At 45.1% G+C, this 18,091-nt stretch carries 19 protein-coding genes; 18 read left to right on the top strand and 1 reads right to left on the bottom strand.

All coding sequences use genetic code 11. The features are described 5' to 3' along the window. Window positions 1-7 precede the first annotated feature (7 nt). The gene (gene rpsT / locus P6N53_RS13445) at window positions 8-274 is read right to left on the bottom strand and encodes a 30S ribosomal protein S20 (protein ID WP_304544018.1); all 267 of its coding nucleotides are present in this window, start codon (window positions 272-274) and stop codon (window positions 8-10) included. Between the two features lie 128 nt (window positions 275-402). Here rpsT and P6N53_RS13440 point away from each other — a divergent pair, with 128 nt between their 5' ends. The 18 genes from P6N53_RS13440 (at window position 403) to P6N53_RS13355 (ending at window position 18,053) form a co-directional block, all read left to right on the top strand. Further along, entirely contained in the window at window positions 403-732 is a 330-nt protein-coding gene (locus tag P6N53_RS13440) for a phage holin family protein (RefSeq protein ID WP_304544086.1), read from the top strand. A 273-nt stretch (window positions 733-1,005) separates the two neighbouring features. Further along, window positions 1,006-2,028 (top strand): stage II sporulation protein P, encoded by a 1,023-nt coding sequence (gene spoIIP / locus P6N53_RS13435; protein ID WP_304544015.1) that lies wholly within the window; start codon window positions 1,006-1,008, stop codon window positions 2,026-2,028. 79 nt (window positions 2,029-2,107) lie between these two features. Next, entirely contained in the window at window positions 2,108-2,449 is a 342-nt protein-coding gene (locus tag P6N53_RS13430) for a hypothetical protein (RefSeq protein ID WP_304544013.1), read from the top strand. A gap of 83 nt (window positions 2,450-2,532) precedes the next feature. Continuing rightward, a complete protein-coding gene (lepA, locus tag P6N53_RS13425) occupies window positions 2,533-4,341 on the top strand; it encodes a translation elongation factor 4 (protein WP_304544011.1) in 1,809 nt (602 codons plus the stop codon). Between the two features lie 67 nt (window positions 4,342-4,408). Then, window positions 4,409-5,545 carry a radical SAM family heme chaperone HemW gene (hemW, locus tag P6N53_RS13420; RefSeq protein ID WP_304544009.1) on the top strand — a complete coding sequence of 379 codons (1,137 nt, stop codon included), beginning with the start codon at window positions 4,409-4,411 and terminating at the stop codon, window positions 5,543-5,545. A gap of 181 nt (window positions 5,546-5,726) precedes the next feature. Continuing rightward, a complete protein-coding gene (gene hrcA, locus P6N53_RS13415) occupies window positions 5,727-6,770 on the top strand; it encodes a heat-inducible transcriptional repressor HrcA (RefSeq protein ID WP_304544007.1) in 1,044 nt (347 codons plus the stop codon). 22 nt (window positions 6,771-6,792) lie between these two features. Then, window positions 6,793-8,358, top strand: coding sequence for a TCP-1/cpn60 chaperonin family protein (locus P6N53_RS13410; protein ID WP_304544005.1), 1,566 nt, complete (start codon window positions 6,793-6,795; stop codon window positions 8,356-8,358). Between the two features lie 16 nt (window positions 8,359-8,374). Then, window positions 8,375-8,941: a nucleotide exchange factor GrpE gene (gene grpE / locus P6N53_RS13405; RefSeq protein ID WP_304544003.1), complete on the top strand. Its 567-nt coding sequence runs from the start codon at window positions 8,375-8,377 to the stop codon at window positions 8,939-8,941. A 35-nt stretch (window positions 8,942-8,976) separates the two neighbouring features. Continuing rightward, complete coding sequence (dnaK, locus tag P6N53_RS13400) at window positions 8,977-10,827, top strand: molecular chaperone DnaK (RefSeq protein ID WP_304544001.1); 1,851 nt, start codon at window positions 8,977-8,979, stop codon at window positions 10,825-10,827. 117 nt (window positions 10,828-10,944) lie between these two features. Next, complete coding sequence (gene dnaJ, locus P6N53_RS13395; RefSeq protein ID WP_304543999.1) at window positions 10,945-12,069, top strand: molecular chaperone DnaJ; 1,125 nt, start codon at window positions 10,945-10,947, stop codon at window positions 12,067-12,069. 37 nt (window positions 12,070-12,106) lie between these two features. Continuing rightward, window positions 12,107-13,033, top strand: coding sequence for a 50S ribosomal protein L11 methyltransferase (gene prmA / locus P6N53_RS13390; RefSeq protein ID WP_304543997.1), 927 nt, complete (start codon window positions 12,107-12,109; stop codon window positions 13,031-13,033). Between the two features lie 3 nt (window positions 13,034-13,036). Next, complete coding sequence (locus P6N53_RS13385; protein WP_304543996.1) at window positions 13,037-13,774, top strand: 16S rRNA (uracil(1498)-N(3))-methyltransferase; 738 nt, start codon at window positions 13,037-13,039, stop codon at window positions 13,772-13,774. A 12-nt stretch (window positions 13,775-13,786) separates the two neighbouring features. Continuing rightward, complete coding sequence (gene mtaB / locus P6N53_RS13380) at window positions 13,787-15,097, top strand: tRNA (N(6)-L-threonylcarbamoyladenosine(37)-C(2))-methylthiotransferase MtaB (protein ID WP_304543994.1); 1,311 nt, start codon at window positions 13,787-13,789, stop codon at window positions 15,095-15,097. Between the two features lie 99 nt (window positions 15,098-15,196). After that, window positions 15,197-15,541 carry a histidine triad nucleotide-binding protein gene (locus P6N53_RS13375; RefSeq protein WP_304543992.1) on the top strand — a complete coding sequence of 115 codons (345 nt, stop codon included), beginning with the start codon at window positions 15,197-15,199 and terminating at the stop codon, window positions 15,539-15,541. 123 nt (window positions 15,542-15,664) lie between these two features. After that, on the top strand, window positions 15,665-15,844 hold the full coding sequence (gene rpsU, locus P6N53_RS13370; RefSeq protein ID WP_304543990.1) for a 30S ribosomal protein S21: 180 nt from the start codon (window positions 15,665-15,667) through the stop codon (window positions 15,842-15,844). Window positions 15,845-15,984: 140 nt separating this feature from the next. Beyond that, complete coding sequence (locus tag P6N53_RS13365) at window positions 15,985-16,491, top strand: NfeD family protein (protein WP_304543988.1); 507 nt, start codon at window positions 15,985-15,987, stop codon at window positions 16,489-16,491. A 72-nt stretch (window positions 16,492-16,563) separates the two neighbouring features. Continuing rightward, complete coding sequence (gene floA / locus P6N53_RS13360) at window positions 16,564-17,559, top strand: flotillin-like protein FloA (protein WP_373323051.1); 996 nt, start codon at window positions 16,564-16,566, stop codon at window positions 17,557-17,559. A gap of 14 nt (window positions 17,560-17,573) precedes the next feature. Next, window positions 17,574-18,053 (top strand): hypothetical protein, encoded by a 480-nt coding sequence (locus tag P6N53_RS13355; RefSeq protein ID WP_304543984.1) that lies wholly within the window; start codon window positions 17,574-17,576, stop codon window positions 18,051-18,053. Window positions 18,054-18,091: the final 38 nt, after the last annotated feature.

Raw genomic sequence — 18,091 nt, 5'->3', positions numbered from 1 at the left:
GGTTTTATTAACCAGCAATTTTGTTGAATCTCTTAGTTAGGCGAGATTTCTTTCTGGAAGCGGCATTTTTATGTAAAACGCCTTTGGTCACAGCTTTATCAAGAGCAACCAGAGCTTTACGCAGAGTGGTCTGCGCCAGTTCTTGGCTTGCAGATGCTAATGCTTCTTCATACTTGCGGATAGCGGTTTTTACAGCGGACTTTATGCGGGCATTCCGAAGAGTACGCTTACGAGTGATTTCAACCCGCTTGGCAGCTGATTTGATATTAGGCAAATTTTCTCACCTCCCCAACAACGACAATTTTACCACGACCAAATTTAAAATGCAAGCTAACTTTGTATATCATAACCGGATTTGGTCAATCATAATTACAGATTTAAATTTAGGGGGTGATAAGGTTGATGGGAATGGTTATCAGGTTTATCGTATCTGCTCTGGTACTTTTAGTTGTTAGCTGGCTTTCGCCTGGTTTTGTAGTTCATGGAGGCTTCATTGGGGCGTTAATTGCGGCAGTAGTTATTGCAGTATTAGGCTACATAGCAGAAAGCCTTCTGGGTGATCGTATTTCGCCTCAAAGACGTGGCATAGTAGGTTTTGTTACCGCCGCTGTGGTTATTTATTTGGCCCAATTCATTATTCCAAACCTACTCACCGTTACCCTGTTAGGTGCTCTCATTTCTGCATTTGTCATTGGAATCATTGATGCCTTTGTACCAACAGTAGTGCGTTAAACACAAAAATGCCCAACTACTTCTTGTAAAAGGGGGAAGTTGGGCATTTTGCATACCAATGCTGGAACCTGTGTCGCATTAGCTTTATTAGGGTGCCTAATATAGTTCTCATACCTACTCCTACCTGGGCATAACAATAATAAAAACAAGCCCCATGCCGGGAGGGGTGATTTTATTTTTTGGGATTACTTTCGTAGACAGTTTAGATATAGAAAAAAAATGCTTTTTGTACTTATAATAGGGATAATCATAACTGTATCCCTATGGTATAAGGTGCTAGATTTAAAATTAATTGGTGACAGTGGTGGGGTAGTAAGAGAAACAGTTGGCTTATTGGTAAAAACTACAATACAGGATCCTAGGGTACTTGTCTTAACCTCTATGCCTGCTTTAGCAAGATTGGATACCCCAGATGAGATGGAAAACCAAGGACATGCCATAATACTATGGGTGGCGGGACTGGCCAGAATAAATACCAGTCCCACCGGGATGCTTCTTGACCAAATACCCTTATTGGCCAAAGCTGTGGCCGGTGGGGCACCAGTTATCAGTGAAACTCCAAAGATTATAGAAGAGGAACCTGTCCTTCAGCCAGAGTTAAGCAGCGATATTCTTGTGGCAATCTATAATACACATACGGGAGAAGCTTACGCTATTTCAGAAGGTACAGAGAGGGTGGCCGGCAAAGGTGGAGTGGTAGCAGTGGCAGCCGAAATTCAACAGGTTTTGGAAAAGAAGTTTTCTATTAGAGTAGTCAGGTCGGAAAAGGTCCACGATTTGCAGTATGCCACCTCTTATATTGAATCGGAAAAAACTGCCAGGGAATTGGTGGCAAAATATCCCAAAATGCTTGCCATGTTGGATATACATAGGGATGCAGGAAAAACCAGGGAACAGAGTTTGGTGGAGATCAATGGCAATAAGGTGGCTACAATTTTAATGGTTGTAGGCTCGGATGCCAGAAGACCCTTTCCAAACTGGAAAGAAAATTATAATTTTGCTTGTCAGTTAGCTGATAAATTGGATGAGCTATATCCTGGCCTATGTATCGGAGTCCAGGTAAAGGAAGGTCGCTATAACCAGTTTCTACATCCTGGGGCCGTTTTGGTGGAAATGGGTACGGTAGAGAACTCTTTAGAGGAGGCAAAGGCCAGCGGAGAGATGTTTGCAGAAGCCCTTGGCGAGGTGCTCAAGGAGAAGCTTAAGGCTAAAGAAGTCACAAATTTAGAAGAAGAAACATTAAACCATCTAGAACTGGATTACCAAGTAGAAGAAAATGCGGGGGAAGTAATTTAGTTTCAGCCTCAGTTATCTGGCAAAATATGTATATTGTTTAAGCTAGAGGCGCATCCTAGAGTTGGGGAGGTGCCTTATTTTGCGTCGAATTTTTTATCTGCTGAGCATTTTAGTATTTCTTTCACTGATATTTATAGGTATAAATACTACCTCAAATCATTTTAATCTCTTAGTACTTCCTGAAGAACCCCTGAGGGCCTTTGAGGTACTTAAAAATGGTGAGGGCGGGGTGGAAATTCATCTACTGGGTGAAATGCTGGAAATAGACTTTGGTGAGCTGGAGTTAAGAACAGCTGAGTACTATAAAGCCGCCCTGCAGGATATTACCTCTGTAAAAGGCGAAGCCAGAGAGCATTGGGAGCTGCTGCTAAACTCAGAAAAAGTTAAGGCAGTAAACCAATGGGTTAAGGAGAAAATTTAGTTTTATTGTAAAGTTGAAGACAGGCCCAAGGGGTGCTATAATGAAATAGTATGTCGTTTTTGGGATGAGGGAGGAATTAAGTAATGGCAACGCCCCAAAACCGTATTAGGAATTTCTGTATTATAGCACATATTGATCACGGTAAATCTACATTGGCAGATAGATTATTGGAAAGTACCGGAGCCCTAAGTCAGCGTGAAATGACCGAGCAAGTATTGGATAAAATGGATCTTGAGAGGGAGCGGGGTATTACCATCAAACTGCAGGCAGTTCGCCTTTTTTATACCGCAGCGGATGGTGAGGAATATCAACTAAACTTGATTGATACCCCTGGGCACGTTGACTTTACCTATGAGGTATCTAGGAGCTTGGCAGCCTGTGAAGGTGCTCTGCTGGTTGTTGACTCGTCCCAGGGTATTGAAGCCCAGACTTTGGCCAATGTTTACCTGGCCTTGGAAAATGACTTGGAAATAATTCCGGTAATAAATAAAATTGACCTGCCCAGTGCTGAGCCTGAGCGGGTTAAAGGGGAAATTGAAGAGGTCATCGGGCTAGATGCCACTGATGCGGTTTTAGCTTCTGCGAAAAGCGGTATAGGCATTCCTGAGATTCTTGAGCAAGTGGTTAGGAAGGTTCCGCCACCAAAGGGAAATCCCAAGGAACCGCTGCAGGCTTTGATTTTTGACTCTCACTACGATGCCTACCGGGGAGTCATTGCCTATATAAGGGTTGTTCAAGGTACTCTTAAGCCAGGTATGCGTATTAGAATGATGGCTACCCAAAAGGAATTTGAAGTCAATGAAGTGGGTGTCTTTAATCCCAATATGAATTTTGTTGATCAATTAAGTACCGGCGAAGTTGGTTTTGTGGCAGCCAGTATGAAAAACGTTCAGGATGTAAGGGTGGGTGACACCATCACATCAGCAAGTAACCCGGCGCCACAGCCCCTACCAGGTTACCGTAAGGTTACACCTATGGTGTTCTGTGGGTTGTACCCGGTGGAAACAGTTGATTATGAAGATCTTAGGGATGCCTTGGACAAGCTGCGGCTCAACGATGCTTCACTAATATATGAACCAGAGACCTCTGAGGCCCTCGGCTTTGGTTTCCGCTGTGGCTTCCTTGGCCTTTTACATATGGAAATTATTCAGGAGCGTCTGGAACGGGAGTATGGCCTAAGCTTAATCACAACGGCACCAAGTGTTATATATCGGGTGACTACCACCAAAGGTGAAGTTGTAGAGATTGATAATCCGTCGAATCTACCTCCTGTTAATAACATTGAGATGATTGAGGAACCCTTTGTGAAGGCCACCATTATGGTACCAAAGGATTTTGTGGGAACTGTTATGGAACTTTGTCAGGGTAAGCGTGGAGTCTACAGCAATATGGAATATATGGGTGTCAATAGGGTTATGTTGACCTATGAGATACCCCTCTCGGAGATAATTTTTGATTTCTTTGACCAATTAAAGTCACGTACCAAGGGCTATGCTTCCCTGGATTATGAATTGACAGGTTACCGACAATCTGATTTGGTTAAGATGGATATACTGTTGAACGGCGAGCCCCTGGATGCTTTATCCTGTATCATTCATAAAGAACGGGCCCAAACCCGGGGCAGGGCTCTTGTGGAGAGGCTTCGTGCCTTAATACCCAGGCAGATGTTTGAGATTCCGGTCCAGGCGGCAATTGGCAATAAGATTATTGCCAGAGAAACTATCAAAGCCCAGCGTAAGGATGTTCTGGCTAAATGCTACGGTGGGGACATTTCCCGAAAGAGAAAGCTTTTAGAAAAGCAAAAAGAAGGTAAGAAGCGCATGAAGCAGGTTGGTAACGTGGAAATACCTCAAGAAGCCTTCATGGCTGTATTAAGTATCGAAGAAAAGTAACGAGGTGTAACATGAACGGTTATTTGAGAAATTTAGGACCTGTGCCTGACCCCGGACATACACAGCTATGGCCATAGGACTGTATATTCATGTTCCCTTTTGCCTGCGCAAATGTCTTTACTGTGATTTCGTTTCTTATCCTCTAAATAGAGAACAGGCAGATACTTACCTGGATTCTTTGATCAAAGAAATAAATTTTTACTCGGAAACCCTGTGCCCAGAAAATAAAAAGATAGCTACAATTTTTGTGGGCGGGGGAACGCCCACTTGTCTTATGCCCGGGTATTTGGAACGAATTTTGGAACAGATACATCGGGCATTTGATATTGTATCCCAGGCTGAAATCAGTATAGAGGCTAATCCCGGTACAGTTGACTTCGAAAAGCTAAAGGGTCTTAAGGAGGCCGGATACAATAGACTAAGCTTAGGAGTACAATCCACCCATCAAGATCTATTGCGATCCATTGGTCGTATACATAGTTTTCGCGAGGCAGAACAAGCCGTAGAGTTTGCCAGAAGGGCAGGATTTAATAACCTTAATCTTGATTTGATTTTCGGATTGCCGGGCCAAACCTTAGAACAGTGGAGACGAACACTGGAAGTAGTGGCGGCATGGCGACCGGAACACCTATCTTGCTATGGCCTGCAGTTGGAGGAAGGAACTCCCCTTGCGGACGCAGTGGATGCAGGAAAAACTAAAGTCTGTCCCGAGGAATTGGAATTGGAAATGTATCTGCTAGGAATCAAAACCCTGTCAACCTTGGGATATGGCCAGTATGAAATATCCAATTTTGCCAGGCCCAATTTCCTATGCCAGCATAACTTAATCTACTGGCACAATAATAACTACTTGGGTTTGGGGCCGGCTGCCCATTCATTTATGGATGGAACCCGTTTTAGCAATGTCAGCAGTCTAGAGGAATACACTAGACTTCTATTTTCGGGGAGAAGACCCATAGAAGAATCCCGTACTTTAGGGCGGGAAGAGCAAATGGGGGATACAATATTCCTGGGACTTCGATTAACTGAAGGTTTGGAGTTAAATGCCTTTAAGACACGATTTGGAGTTTGCGTGAGCGAGGTTTTTGGAAAACAGATTAAGAAATTGCAGCAGGAAGGTTTAGTGGAGCTGCACAAGGGCATATTGAAATTAACTGACAAGGGCGTACCTGTGGCAAATAGGGTTTTCTGTGAATTTGTTTAAATAGATGAAAAAAGAATTAAAATCCATTAGTTATGGCAAAATATAACTGTTTTAATAATTACTTCAATGGCAGTTGCTTGACAAATAATTTTGCTTTTGCTAAATTTTTAATTAGAATTAGCACTCAACACATTAGAGTGCTAACACCCTGCATCAGGGTGTAGTCAGGAGGTGTGCCGACGTGAAAATGGATGAACGAAAACAGCAGATTCTGTTGGCCATCATTAAAGATTATATAAATACTGCTGAGCCAGTTGGTTCCAGAACTATATCCCGTAAATATAAATTGGGGGTAAGTCCCGCAACAATTAGAAATGAGATGGCTGACTTAGAAGAAATGGGATTTATTGAACAGCCACATACTTCAGCTGGACGTATTCCCTCAGATATGGGTTATCGCTATTATGTTGACTGTCTAATGCAGAGGGAAGAGCTAACCAGGGAGGAAGAAAACACCATCCACCGGGGATATGAAAATAAAGTTCGGGAAGTCGGAGAAGTGATTAACCGGACCGGCAGAATGTTAGCCAAACTGACAAACTATACAGCCCTGGTGCGGTCACCTCAAATGGCAACAAGCAACTTCAAACATATTCAACTGGTCTTGATGGCACCAGCCCAAGCAATATTGATTGTAGTGATGGATACCGGAGCTGTGCAGCACCAAATAATGTCTATACCGGAGAGTATTACTCAACAAGATTTGGAGCAAATATCCAGTGTCCTTAACGCCAAGCTGCAGGGCAAAAACATGGACAATATCAGACTTGCACTGATTAAAGAAGTATATTTTGAGCTGCATAAGCACAGGCATATACTGGATTTGGCCCTTGAACTGATGCAAGATAGGCTAACAACGGAGGCGGAGGATAAAATATATTTAGACGGGGTATTCAATATCCTCAATCAACCGGAGTTTCACAATGTTGATAAGGTAAAGGTTCTATTATCCCTTTTGGAACAGGAGGAAATGCTGCGGGATATACTGGAGCATTCCCAGGGAATCCAGGGTGTAACTGTGAAAATTGGCAATGAAAATGCCAGACAAGAAATTCAAAATTGCAGTATGGTTACAGCCAGCTATAGGGTTGGCAATAAAGTCCTGGGGACTATTGGTGTCTTGGGACCAACCAGAATGGAATATGCTAAAGTAGTTACAGTGGTGGATCATATGACAAGGAATCTTTCCAGGGTATTGGAGAGTATTCTTAAGGGTAAAGGTTGAGTTTATTAAAGGAGGGACTGTAGTGAGTCTCAAACAGCAGGCCAGCCAGGGGGCTGAAGTAAATGAAAAACTGGCTGCCCTGATGACAAATTCAAATGCCGTTAGGGCTATTGCCTCGGCGGTGGAAGGAACCCTAGGACCAAAGGGTCTTGACACTATGCTGGTAGATAAGTTTGGAGAAGTGGTAATTACCAATGATGGGGTAACTATTCTTACCATGATGGAAGCAAACCACCCGGCGGCCAGGATGGTGATAAATATTGCTAAAGCCCAACAGGAAGAGATAGGAGATGGAACCACCACTGCCACGGTTATGGCAGGCGCCCTGGTGGGTGCCGGGGTTGAACAGGTGGCTAAGGGGGTACCGGTGGCCCGAGTCATAGAGGGCATAAGAACCGGGGTGCGGCGAGCATTGGAAGCTATCAAGGAAAAAACCCTACCCATGGAGGACTTGCGGCATTCTTGGGTTCATCAGGTGGCCTTGGTTGCTGGTAGGGAGCACCAGGATATTGCCGATTTGGTGGTGGAATCTGCCCGTTTAATTGGCCGTAATAAGTTATTGGACCCCAATTTTAAGCTTGCCGATACGGTGGTTTCTGAAGAAGGGGCCTCAAACCAGGTGTTCATGGGTGTAATCCTTAATAAGGAAACCATTAATAAGCAAATGCCAAGGAACCTGGATGATGTTAAGATTCTGGTTATTGATGATGCCCTGGAGCCTGAAGAAATTGAAGATGAGGCCCTTAGCACGGAAGCGGGCTTTGCACGTTATTTGGAACTCCAGAGTGAATTCAGAGCCAATGTGCAAAGGATAATTAATCTGGGAGTCGGTTTAGTTCTGGTGGATCGGGGAGTTGACGATATAGCAGAGGAAATGCTTACCGATGCTGGTATTATGGTGGTTCAACGAGTATTAGCAAAGGAACTCCGCCGGGCAGCAGAGCACACAGGGGCCAGGATCATTAAACGAACCGGTTTGAAAAAGGAGTCCATGGAACTAGAAAAATACTTGGGTAAGGCAAACAGAGTCCTTGAAGACGAAAAACTTGAGCAGGTTTGGATATTAAATGGCTATGGCAAGCCGATGGCCACTGTGCTGGTTGGTGCGGCCACCGAGGAAGTGGTGGGTGAGAGGGAACGCATTGCCAAGGATGCTGCTAGTTCTGTTCAAGCTTCTATCAAGGGGGGAGTTGTTCCCGGGGGAGGCTCAGTGGAATTAGCCGTGGCCAGGGAGGTAGAAAAGATCCGAGAAAACACCCGTGGTATGGCGGCCTATGGTGTTGACTGTGTGGCAGAGGCTTTAAAACGCCCTCTGGCTCAGATAGTTTCCAATGCTGGCTTTAATCCCTTGGAAAAAATAGGGGACGTATTGGCAGCCCAGGTGGAGCAAAATAATAGCTCCCTGGCAGTGGACTGTGACACCGGGGAGATAGCCGACATGCTGGAACTGGGTGTATTGGATCCGGCCCTGGTTAAAATCCATGCATTGAAGGCGGCAGGTGAGATAGCTGAAGCCATACTTAGGATTGATACCATTATAAAGATGAGAGATTATAAACAGGCTGCTGGAGATAACCATGAGCAGTAGTTTGAGGAGTGATAGAGTGACCAAAAATAATTTAAATCAGGAAGAATTAAAAAAGGAAGTGGTGGAACCTGAAGTTTTGGAACCTGAAGTAATGGCAGACAATCAGACCGAGGTATCCCATGACCCTGCTGAACTTAAAAGGCTGCTGGACGAAAAGAACGCAGAGGCAGAGGCTAATAATAACAGGGCTTTAAGGCTACAAGCAGATTATGAAAATTTACGCCGTCGCAGTCGCCAGGAGAGAGAAGACCTTATAAAGTATGGTTCTGAGCATTTAATTAAGGAATTACTACCTGTGCTGGATAATTTTGAAAGGGCCCTTGCTTCTTCCGGTGATGGTGGAGATAAGTTTGTCAGCGGGGTAGAAATGATTCACCGTCAGTTTATAGAGGTACTTACCAATGAAGGGCTGACCCCCGTGCCTTCTGTAGGAGAGCAATTTGATCCTAATCACCATGAGGCTGTTATGCAGGTGGAGGATACAGGGAGTCCGGAAAATACGGTGGTTGAGGAACTAAGAAAAGGATACTTTCTAAAAGGAAAGATAATTAGACCTGCTATGGTTAAAGTAGCCAGGTCCTAAAAATTAAACATAATTTTCTCAGGAGGTTGAAAACAATGGGAAAAGTAATTGGTATTGATTTAGGTACTACTAACTCCTGCGTTGCTGTAATGGAAGGCGGAGAGGCGGTAGTTATTCCAAATGCCGAGGGGGCACGTACAACACCATCTGCCGTAGGTTTTTCTAAAACAGGTGAGCGTTTAGTAGGGCAGGTTGCTAAACGTCAGGCTGTTAGTAATCCCGATCGCACAGTCCTTTCAATTAAACGTCATATGGGGACCAACTATAAGGTAACTATTGAGAGTAAAGACTATTCACCCCAGGAAATATCGGCCATGGTTCTGTCAAAGCTAAAGGCAGATGCTGAGGCTTACCTTGGTCAATCTGTTACCCAGGCAGTTATTACTGTGCCAGCTTATTTCAGTGACTCGCAACGTCAGGCCACCAAGGACGCCGGCAAGATTGCTGGGCTTGAAGTACTGAGGATCATCAACGAGCCTACAGCTGCAGCTTTAGCCTATGGGTTGGATAAGGGAGAGGATCAAACTGTCCTGGTGTTTGACTTGGGCGGCGGTACCTTTGATGTTTCCATCCTGGAGCTTGGTGAGGGAGTTTTTGAGGTGAAAGCCACCAGTGGTAATAACCGACTGGGTGGAGATGACTTTGACCACCGGGTAATGGAATACCTGGCCAGTGAGTTCAAGAAAGAGACCGGCATAGACCTTGCCAAGGATAAAATGGCTATGCAGCGACTAAAGGAAGCCGCTGAAAAAGCAAAAATTGAATTGTCTGGTGTAGTAACCTCAAATATTAACTTACCCTTTATTTCCGTTGGGCCAGATGGTCCGGTTCACTTGGATATTAATTTGACTAGGGCTAAATTTGATGAGTTAACCGCTGATCTGGTGGAAAAAACCATGGGCCCCACACGCCAGGCCTTAGCTGACTCAGGATTAAGCGCTAATGAAATCAATAAAGTGCTGATGGTTGGTGGCTCTACCCGTATTCCAGCGGTTCAGGAGGCAATACGCAAATTCCTGGGCAAGGAGCCCCATAAGGGTATTAACCCTGATGAGTGTGTAGCCATAGGTGCTGCCATCCAGGCAGGGGTATTAGCCGGTGAGGTTAAGGATGTCCTGCTACTGGATGTCACCCCTTTATCTCTGGGCATTGAAACCCTGGGTGGTGTGTTTACCCGCTTGATTGATCGCAATACTACTATTCCCACATCAAAGAGCCAGATTTTCTCCACTGCAGCTGATAACCAGACCTCGGTTGAGATTCACGTGCTGCAAGGTGAGCGTCAGATGGCTGGGGATAATAAAACCCTGGGTAAGTTCCAACTTACCGGAATTCCCCCGGCGCCAAGGGGCGTACCCCAGATTGAAGTCAAATTTGATATAGACGTTAACGGTATAGTATCCGTGTCCGCCAAGGATATGGGCACAGGCAAAGCACAGAGTATATCTATTACAGGAACCGGCGGTTTATCGGATGATGAAATTAATACGATGGTTAATGATGCCGAGAAGTTTGCCGAAGAGGATAAGAAGCGTAAAGAGTCCGTTGAGATCAGAAATCAGGCTGACACCATGATTTATCAAGCAGAGAAAACAATAACCGATCTTGGTGATAAGGCGGATCAAGCTCAGGTGGATAACCTGAAAAAGGCCATTGAGGAACTTAAGGCTGCCCTTGGTGGCAATGACATTGATGAAATTAAAAATAAACTGGAAGCATTAACCAAACCCTTATATGAGTTAACCTCAGCAATGTATCAGCAAAATGCACAGCAGGAGGCCCAGGGAGGTTGTGCAGGAGGTTCCTGCGGGGATACAGCGGGTAAGGATAATGTGGTAGATGCTGATTATGAAATTAAAGATGAGAAAAAAGACGACAATAAATAGTCCCCTGTAATATAATAGATAAGTGTTTCTTAAAGGCACGCATTAAAGGGAATGATTATTGCGTGCCTTTCTTCCAGTGATACTATTTTTGTAATTTTTGATTTTAGGTGGTGAAATATGGCTAAACGGGATTATTATGAAGTGCTTGGGGTTTCCCGGGACGCTTCGCCAGAGGATTTGAAGAAAGCTTACCGTAAGCTGGCCCGACAATACCACCCTGATGCCTATTCTGGTAACAAAGATGAAGCTGAGGCCAAATTTAAAGAAATTGCCGAGGCCTATGCTGTGCTCAGTGATCAGGAAAAAAGGGCTGCTTACGACCAATTTGGGCATGCAGCAACCGACGGTCAAGGTTTTGGTGCTGGCGGATTTGGCGGTGCTGACTTCGGCGGCGGTTTGGGAGATATATTTGATATGTTTTTTGGGGGCATGGGCCGCCAACGCACTGGTCCCCAAAAGGGTAGTGATTTGAGGATTAACCTGGAAATATCCTTCAAGGAAGCTGCCTTTGGCCTGGAGAGAGATATCCAGGTACCAAGGATTGAAACATGTGACACCTGCGCTGGTAGTGGGTCTGCTCCTGGTAGTAAAACCAAGACCTGCGGTATCTGTCAAGGCACCGGGCAAGTTCAGATTGCCCAAAACACACCCTTTGGCAGAATAGTGCAAAGCCGAACCTGTGAGCAATGCCGAGGTACCGGTAAAGTAATTGAAAAGCCTTGCCCCACCTGCCGGGGAATGGGTCAGGTCAGAAAAACCAAGACCATTCATATCAAAATTCCTGCCGGTGTTGATGATGGCTCCAGATTACGCTTAAATGGTGAAGGCGAGGCAGGAATCAGGGGTGGTCCTCCGGGTGACCTATATGTTTATTTGTCAGTTCGCCCCCATAAAGATTTTGCCAGGGATGGCAATGAGGTTATTTACGAAATGAATATTAGTTTTGCCCAAGCCGCCCTGGGGGATGTTGTGGAGGTTCCAACCCTTGATGGTACTGCTGAACTAAAGGTGCCCGAAGGCACTCAAACCGGCACCGTTTTCCGTATCAAAGGAAAAGGTGTGCCGTATCTAAATGGCAGTGGGCGTGGCGACCAGCATGTGAGGGTAAAGGTAACCACTCCAACAAAATTAAGTGATAAGCAGAAAGAGCTACTCAAAGAATTTGCCCGCTTGGGCGGAGAAAACCCCCAGGGCGGCAACAAAAACATCTTTGAAAAAATGAAAGATGCTTTTATTGGCTGATAAGCCAAGACATACCCAAGAGGAGGGCTATAAAGCCGTGAATTGGTTAGAAATTGCCGTCCATGTGCCCCATGAAGGAATAGATATGGTCAGCAATATCTTTGAGGAACTTGGTGCTGGCGGGGTTGTGATTGAGGACCCCGCCTTAATTTCTAGATATATAGCTGCTAATATATGGGATCATTATGAGTTCCCGGAGGAAGTACTAAATCGTCCTATGCCGGTGGTTAAAGCTTATTTGCCGGATAATGTGGATTTGGAGGACAAGCTTGCTTCGATTCAGATTAGACTGGCGGAATTACCTTTGGAGAATCTTCCTAGGGTGGAGACCATTAGGGTTGCTGAAGAAGATTGGGCTACCTCTTGGATGGCTTATTATAAGCCGGTGGAGATTGGGAAGAAACTGGCAGTAAAGCCTAGTTGGGAAGACTATTCTCCACCTCCGGGACGTCTAGTGTTGGAGCTAGACCCTGGCATGGCCTTTGGCTGCGGAAATCACCCCACCACTACCATGTGCATGGAGTTTTTAGAAGACATAGTCCAGGGAGGAGAAACTGTAGCAGATGTAGGGACCGGTACAGGGATACTGGCAATTACTGCAGCCAAGCTGGGGGCAGCAAAGGTTTTTGCTGTGGATCTTGATCAAGTGGCCGTGGATATAGCTCGGGAAAACATTGGTCTAAACGAAGTTCAAGGACAGGTAGATGTATGTCAGGGTAATCTGCTGGACAAGGTTGAGGGACCGCTGGACATTGTAATTGCAAATATTATAGCCAATGTTATTATCCTTCTAGCACCGGATGTTTCAGGGATTATCAGGCCGGGGGGGTATTTTATCACCTCTGGAATTATTCGGTTTAGGGCTGAGGAAGTAAAGGAAAAACTAGAACAAGCCGGTTTTATAGTACTAGCTACACGGGAAGACGGGGAATGGGTGTCCTATCTTAGCACTTTGGAGGGATAAATTTTGGCCCGCTTTTTTATAGAGCCTCATCAGATAAGGGAAGATAGTGCAGTCATAACCGGACCGGATGTAAAACATATTGTAAGGGTATTACGCATGGAACCTGGTGCTACCTTAACCCTCCTGGACGGCAGAGGTAAGGCTTTTAAGGCTGAGATATCTGAGATACATAAAGAGGAAATAAAATGTCGCCTACTGGGTAAAGAAGATCAGATATCTGAACCAAACCTTAAAGTGACCTTGGTTCAAGGTTTGCCTAAGGGGGATAAACTGGAAAGTATTATACAAAAATGTACCGAATTAGGAGTGCACCGGATTATACCCCTAGCGGCTAAGCGCTCGGTGGTAAGGCTAGAAGGAAAAAAGATTATAGAACGACAGGAACGGTGGCAGAGAGTTGCCCTAGAAGCCTCCAAACAATGCCGTAGAAGCGAAATTCCATCGGTTGATAGATTATCCTCCTGGGAAGAAGTGTTTACGGGAATTCCCGCAGGTGCTCTTCTGCTGCTGCCCTGGGAGGGTGAAAAGATGCAGCATTTAAGTAAGGTGCTGTTGGTTGAATCGCCCCGGGAGGTTTATATATTTATCGGGCCTGAGGGGGGCTTTGAGCCGGAAGAGGTTGACAGGGCAGTTAAAGAGGGCTGTCATAGGGTTACACTGGGTTCGCGGATTTTAAGAACCGAGACTGCGGGACCAGCGACCTTGACTATGGTATTATTCCACTACGGTGAAATCGGGTAGGAGGTATTGTGTATGTCTAAAACAGCCGCCATTTTTACACTGGGCTGCAAGGTAAACCAATACGAGTCATCGGCCATCGGAGATTTATTTCGTCAGGCTGGTTATGAAGTAGTTGAGTTTGAGCAGCCAGCGGATGTTTATGTTATCAATACCTGTACAGTAACCCACCTGGGGGACCGAAAATCCAGGCAAATAATTCGTCGGGCCGTCAAGCAAAACCCTGCTGCAGTGATCGCTGTCACAGGTTGCTACGCCCAAACATCCCCGGGTGAGGTTTTGGAAATACCCGGAGTTGATCTGGTGGTAGGAACTAAAGACCGCAGTAGAATTGTAAGCCTAGTGGAGAATTACTCCAAGGATAATGGTCCTGTTAATGTTGTTGAGGATATTATGCTGAGTGATTCCTTTGAAGAACTTCCCACCCCTGGGGATCAAGGCAAAACACGAGCTTTCCTTAAGATCCAGGAAGGCTGTAATAGTTATTGCTCTTATTGCATTATTCCCTATGCCAGAGGACCCGTAAGAAGCCGTTTACCTGAAAATGTCTTAAAGGCTGCGGAGGAAATGGTTGCCCAGGGTTTTAAAGAGCTAGTGCTTACTGGGATACACATTGGCGCCTACGGTCAGGACTTACCTGGTCGGGATATGGATTTGGCCTGGCTGGTAAACAGATTGGCTAAAGTTCCTGGCCTTAAGCGGCTAAGATTAGGCTCAGTAGAACCCCATGATATAAATTTTGCCCTAATCAACGCTGTGGCAGATCATGGTAATGTTTGCCGGCATCTTCATATTCCCCTGCAAAGTGGCGACGATCGTATTCTGGAAAAGATGAAGCGGCGTTACAACACCCATGAATTTGAGAGGCTTATTACTGTTATCTGTGATAACATTGATGGAGTTGCCATCACCAGTGATGTGATTGTTGGTTTTCCGGGTGAAACGGAAGAAATGTTTTTGAATACCATGAGAACGGTGGCCAGGGCCAGGTTCGCCGGAATACATGTTTTTAAATACTCACCAAGAAAGGGTACTCCCGCAGCAGAATACACGGATCAGATTTCTGCACAAGATAAGGAGAGCCGTAGTAAACGGCTAATTGATCTTGGGAAGGAACTATCCCATAATTTTGCTTTTCAGCAGGTTGGAAGGATAGTGGAGGTTTTAGTGGAACAACCCCATGAACAGGATTTAGAGCTTTGGGAGGGGCACACTGATACTTACCTTAAAGTAATATTTCCAGGAGATCAATCCCTGAAGGGTGAAATTGTTAGGGTTGAATTAATAGGAACCGAAGAATCTCTATTAAAAGGCATAATAATTTAAACTACATTGCAGGATAATATTGAAGGTGTGTTGAATACACTTTTAGGAAAGACTATGTTCAGGTGTTTTTCCAGTTATCAGTGGGAGGAGGTGTTTTTGGTGCAAGACTGCCTCTTTTGCAAAATAATATCCGGGGAAATCCCCGTGCAAAAAGTATATGAAGATGAAAAAGTACTGGCCTTTAAGGATATAAGTCCTGTGGCTCCTGTTCATGTGCTGATTATACCCAAGAAGCATATAGCCACCCTGGTGGACCTAAATAGTGATGATTCTGGGCTGATGGGACATATAATTACTGCTGCCTCAAATATTGCCAAGGAATTGGGCATCTCTGAGAAGGGATTTCGACTGGTTTCCAATTGCAAAGAAGAGGGAGGCCAAACGGTGTACCATATCCACTTCCATTTAATTGGAGGAAGGCAAATGCAATGGCCACCGGGCTAAACTGTTGACTGAAAGAAGTTGCCATTGTATAATAAACTGGTATTGATTTTTTTGGAGTTTTTACCTATCATAGATGTGGTTACTGTAATTGGTTTTATGGATTGGCGGAGGGAGGGAAATTGAGTGGCGGAAGTTAGAGTAGGCAAAAACGAGACACTGGACAGTGCCCTCCGGCGCTTTAAGCGGACATGTCAAAAGGCTGGCGTTTTAGCCGAGGCACGTAAACATGAACACTATGAGAAACCCAGTGTAAAAAGAAAGAAGAAGTCCGAGGCTGCACGTAAGCGTAAAAGCTTCAGATAATTAAAAATGATTACAAAGGGAATGCTTGGCATATAGGTATGCCAAGCATTTTTTAACATAGTGCTTTGTAGTAAGATATTTCCAATAAAACTGGGAAGCTCCTTTTGGGCAATCCGGTTCTAAAGACAGGAGGTGAGCTTATGTTATTTTTGTCAGAGATGTCTGCTTGGTTGGCTGCCTTTGCCATTATCCTTGGGGTATTCGCCCTGGTATTGGAAGTATTTTTTGTACCAGGCTTTGGCGTGCCAGGGGTTTTCGGCGTTGTTTTACTTGGTTGGGGTGTCCTGCTTTTATCGGTCGATATCTTTCAAGCTACTCAGGCATTAACTGTAGCACTAGTAGTAACCTTTGTGGTGCTGGTTGGAGGGGTTTGGCTAGCAGGCAAAATAAATTTTTGGAACCGGGTGAAGCTGGACAATCGTCAAGACCGTAAAGAAGGTTATGTGGCACCCAGCCGAGATCTGGAGGAATTACTTGGAAAAGTTGGAGTGGCAGCTACACCTATGCGACCGGCAGGTTCAGCACTAATTGACGGTAAGAGGATAGATGTAGTTACTGAAGGAGATTATATTGGTCCCGGGACTCCGGTGCTGGTTATTAAAGTTGAAGGTGGGAGGGTAGTAGTTAAAGCAACCGACAATGTTTAATAAGACAGACTTTGACAGGGAAGAATAAAAATAAGTTTTTAGTTACCAAAGGAGGAAATGGTATTGATTAGTATTGGCGGATTATCTTTTCTTGTATTAGTAATGCTTGGAGTTGTGCTTTTTGTTACTCTGATGAGTTTCATACCGGTAGGGCTGTGGATTTCGGCCCTGGCGGCAGGGGTTAAGGTGGGTATAATCACCCTGGTTGGTATGAGATTGCGTAGGGTGCCACCTGCACAAATTGTCAATCCCCTCATTAAGGCAGACAAGGCAGGCTTGGCTGTAAATGTGGATCAGTTGGAAGCCCATTACCTGGCTGGAGGTAATGTTGATAGGGTTGTTGATGCACTGATTGCTGCAGAAAGGGCAAATATTCCCCTGCAGTTTGAGCGGGCAGCGGCCATTGACTTAGCAGGTCGTAACGTGCTGGAGGCTGTTCAAATGAGTGTTAACCCAAGGGTTATTGAGACACCTATCATCAGTGCTGTGGCCAGGGATGGTATTGAGGTTAAGGCTGTTGCCAGGGTTACCGTTAGAGCCAATATCGACCGCCTGGTGGGTGGTGCCGGTGCGGAAACCATTATAGCTAGAATTGGTGAAGGTGTTGTAACCAGTGTGGGTAGTTCCGATACCCATAAAATGGTATTGGAAAATCCTGATAGCATTTCTAAGACCGTTTTATCAAAGGGGCTTGATGCTGGTACTGCCTTTGAAATTCTATCAATTGACATAGCTGATGTGGATGTAGGTCGTAACATTGGTGCTCAGCTTCAAACCGATCAGGCTGAGGCTGATAAAAACATTGCCCAGGCCAAGGCAGAAGAACGCAGGGCTATGGCAGTAGCCCAGGAACAGGAAATGAAGGCTAGGGTTGAAGAGATGCGGGCTAAGGTGGTAGAAGCGGAATCTGAGGTTCCCAGGGCTATGGCTGAAGCCTTCCGCTCCGGCAGACTTGGTGTAATGGATTATTATAATATGCAAAACATATTGGCAGATACCAAGATGAGAGAGTCCATATCCGGTCCTGGTAATCAGGAGAACCAGGCAAAGGGAAAGAAGACGGAATAGGGAAGTGATGCCCCTTGGAAAATCTAATAATTTTGGCCATACTCTGGGCAGTATTCAGAGCATTGGCCAACAAAGCCAAAGGGAGGATGCCGGCGCCTGAACGGGAAGAGGAGCAACCAGCCCCTCGTTCCTATAGATTACCCCAGGATCTCCGGGGAAAATGGGGACCAAAGGGTGAGGAAGCAAAGGAAACGACCCCTCCTACTCCTGGATATCCTAAGGATGTTTTGGATATGGGTCCTCCAGAGGAAATAGTTTATCAACAGGAAGAAGAACTACCGAGAATGTTTGAAACTGCTGCTGTGGAGCCTCCAGCGCAACCAAATACAGCAGATGCAAGAAGAAATAAAAAGAAAACAAAAGGTGAAGAAAAAGTTTCCCATAAATGTTTTGACCATAAAGACATGGGACCTGGGATGCTTCGTCAGGGAATAATTCTTTCAGAAATCCTTGGCCCACCTGTTGCAAGGCGTAAAAGGAATAGGTACCAATAATTAGTAATTTTCCCCTCCTCGGGTGCATAAAGATAATC

Source organism: Desulforamulus aquiferis (genome assembly GCF_030577015.1).
GTDB lineage: Bacteria > Bacillota > Desulfotomaculia > Desulfotomaculales > Desulfotomaculaceae > Desulfotomaculum > Desulfotomaculum aquiferis.
This window is presented reverse-complemented; position numbering and strand designations above follow the sequence as displayed.

Coding starts and splice junctions, on each gene's coding strand:
- P6N53_RS13440 (WP_304544086.1), top strand. CDS start 403: ATGGGAATGGTTATCAGGTTTATCGTATCTGCTCTGGTACTTTTAGTT.
- lepA (WP_304544011.1), top strand. CDS start 2,533: ATGGCAACGCCCCAAAACCGTATTAGGAATTTCTGTATTATAGCACAT.
- hemW (WP_304544009.1), top strand. CDS start 4,409: ATGGCCATAGGACTGTATATTCATGTTCCCTTTTGCCTGCGCAAATGT.
- dnaK (WP_304544001.1), top strand. CDS start 8,977: ATGGGAAAAGTAATTGGTATTGATTTAGGTACTACTAACTCCTGCGTT.
- dnaJ (WP_304543999.1), top strand. CDS start 10,945: ATGGCTAAACGGGATTATTATGAAGTGCTTGGGGTTTCCCGGGACGCT.
- mtaB (WP_304543994.1), top strand. CDS start 13,787: ATGTCTAAAACAGCCGCCATTTTTACACTGGGCTGCAAGGTAAACCAA.
- P6N53_RS13365 (WP_304543988.1), top strand. CDS start 15,985: ATGTTATTTTTGTCAGAGATGTCTGCTTGGTTGGCTGCCTTTGCCATT.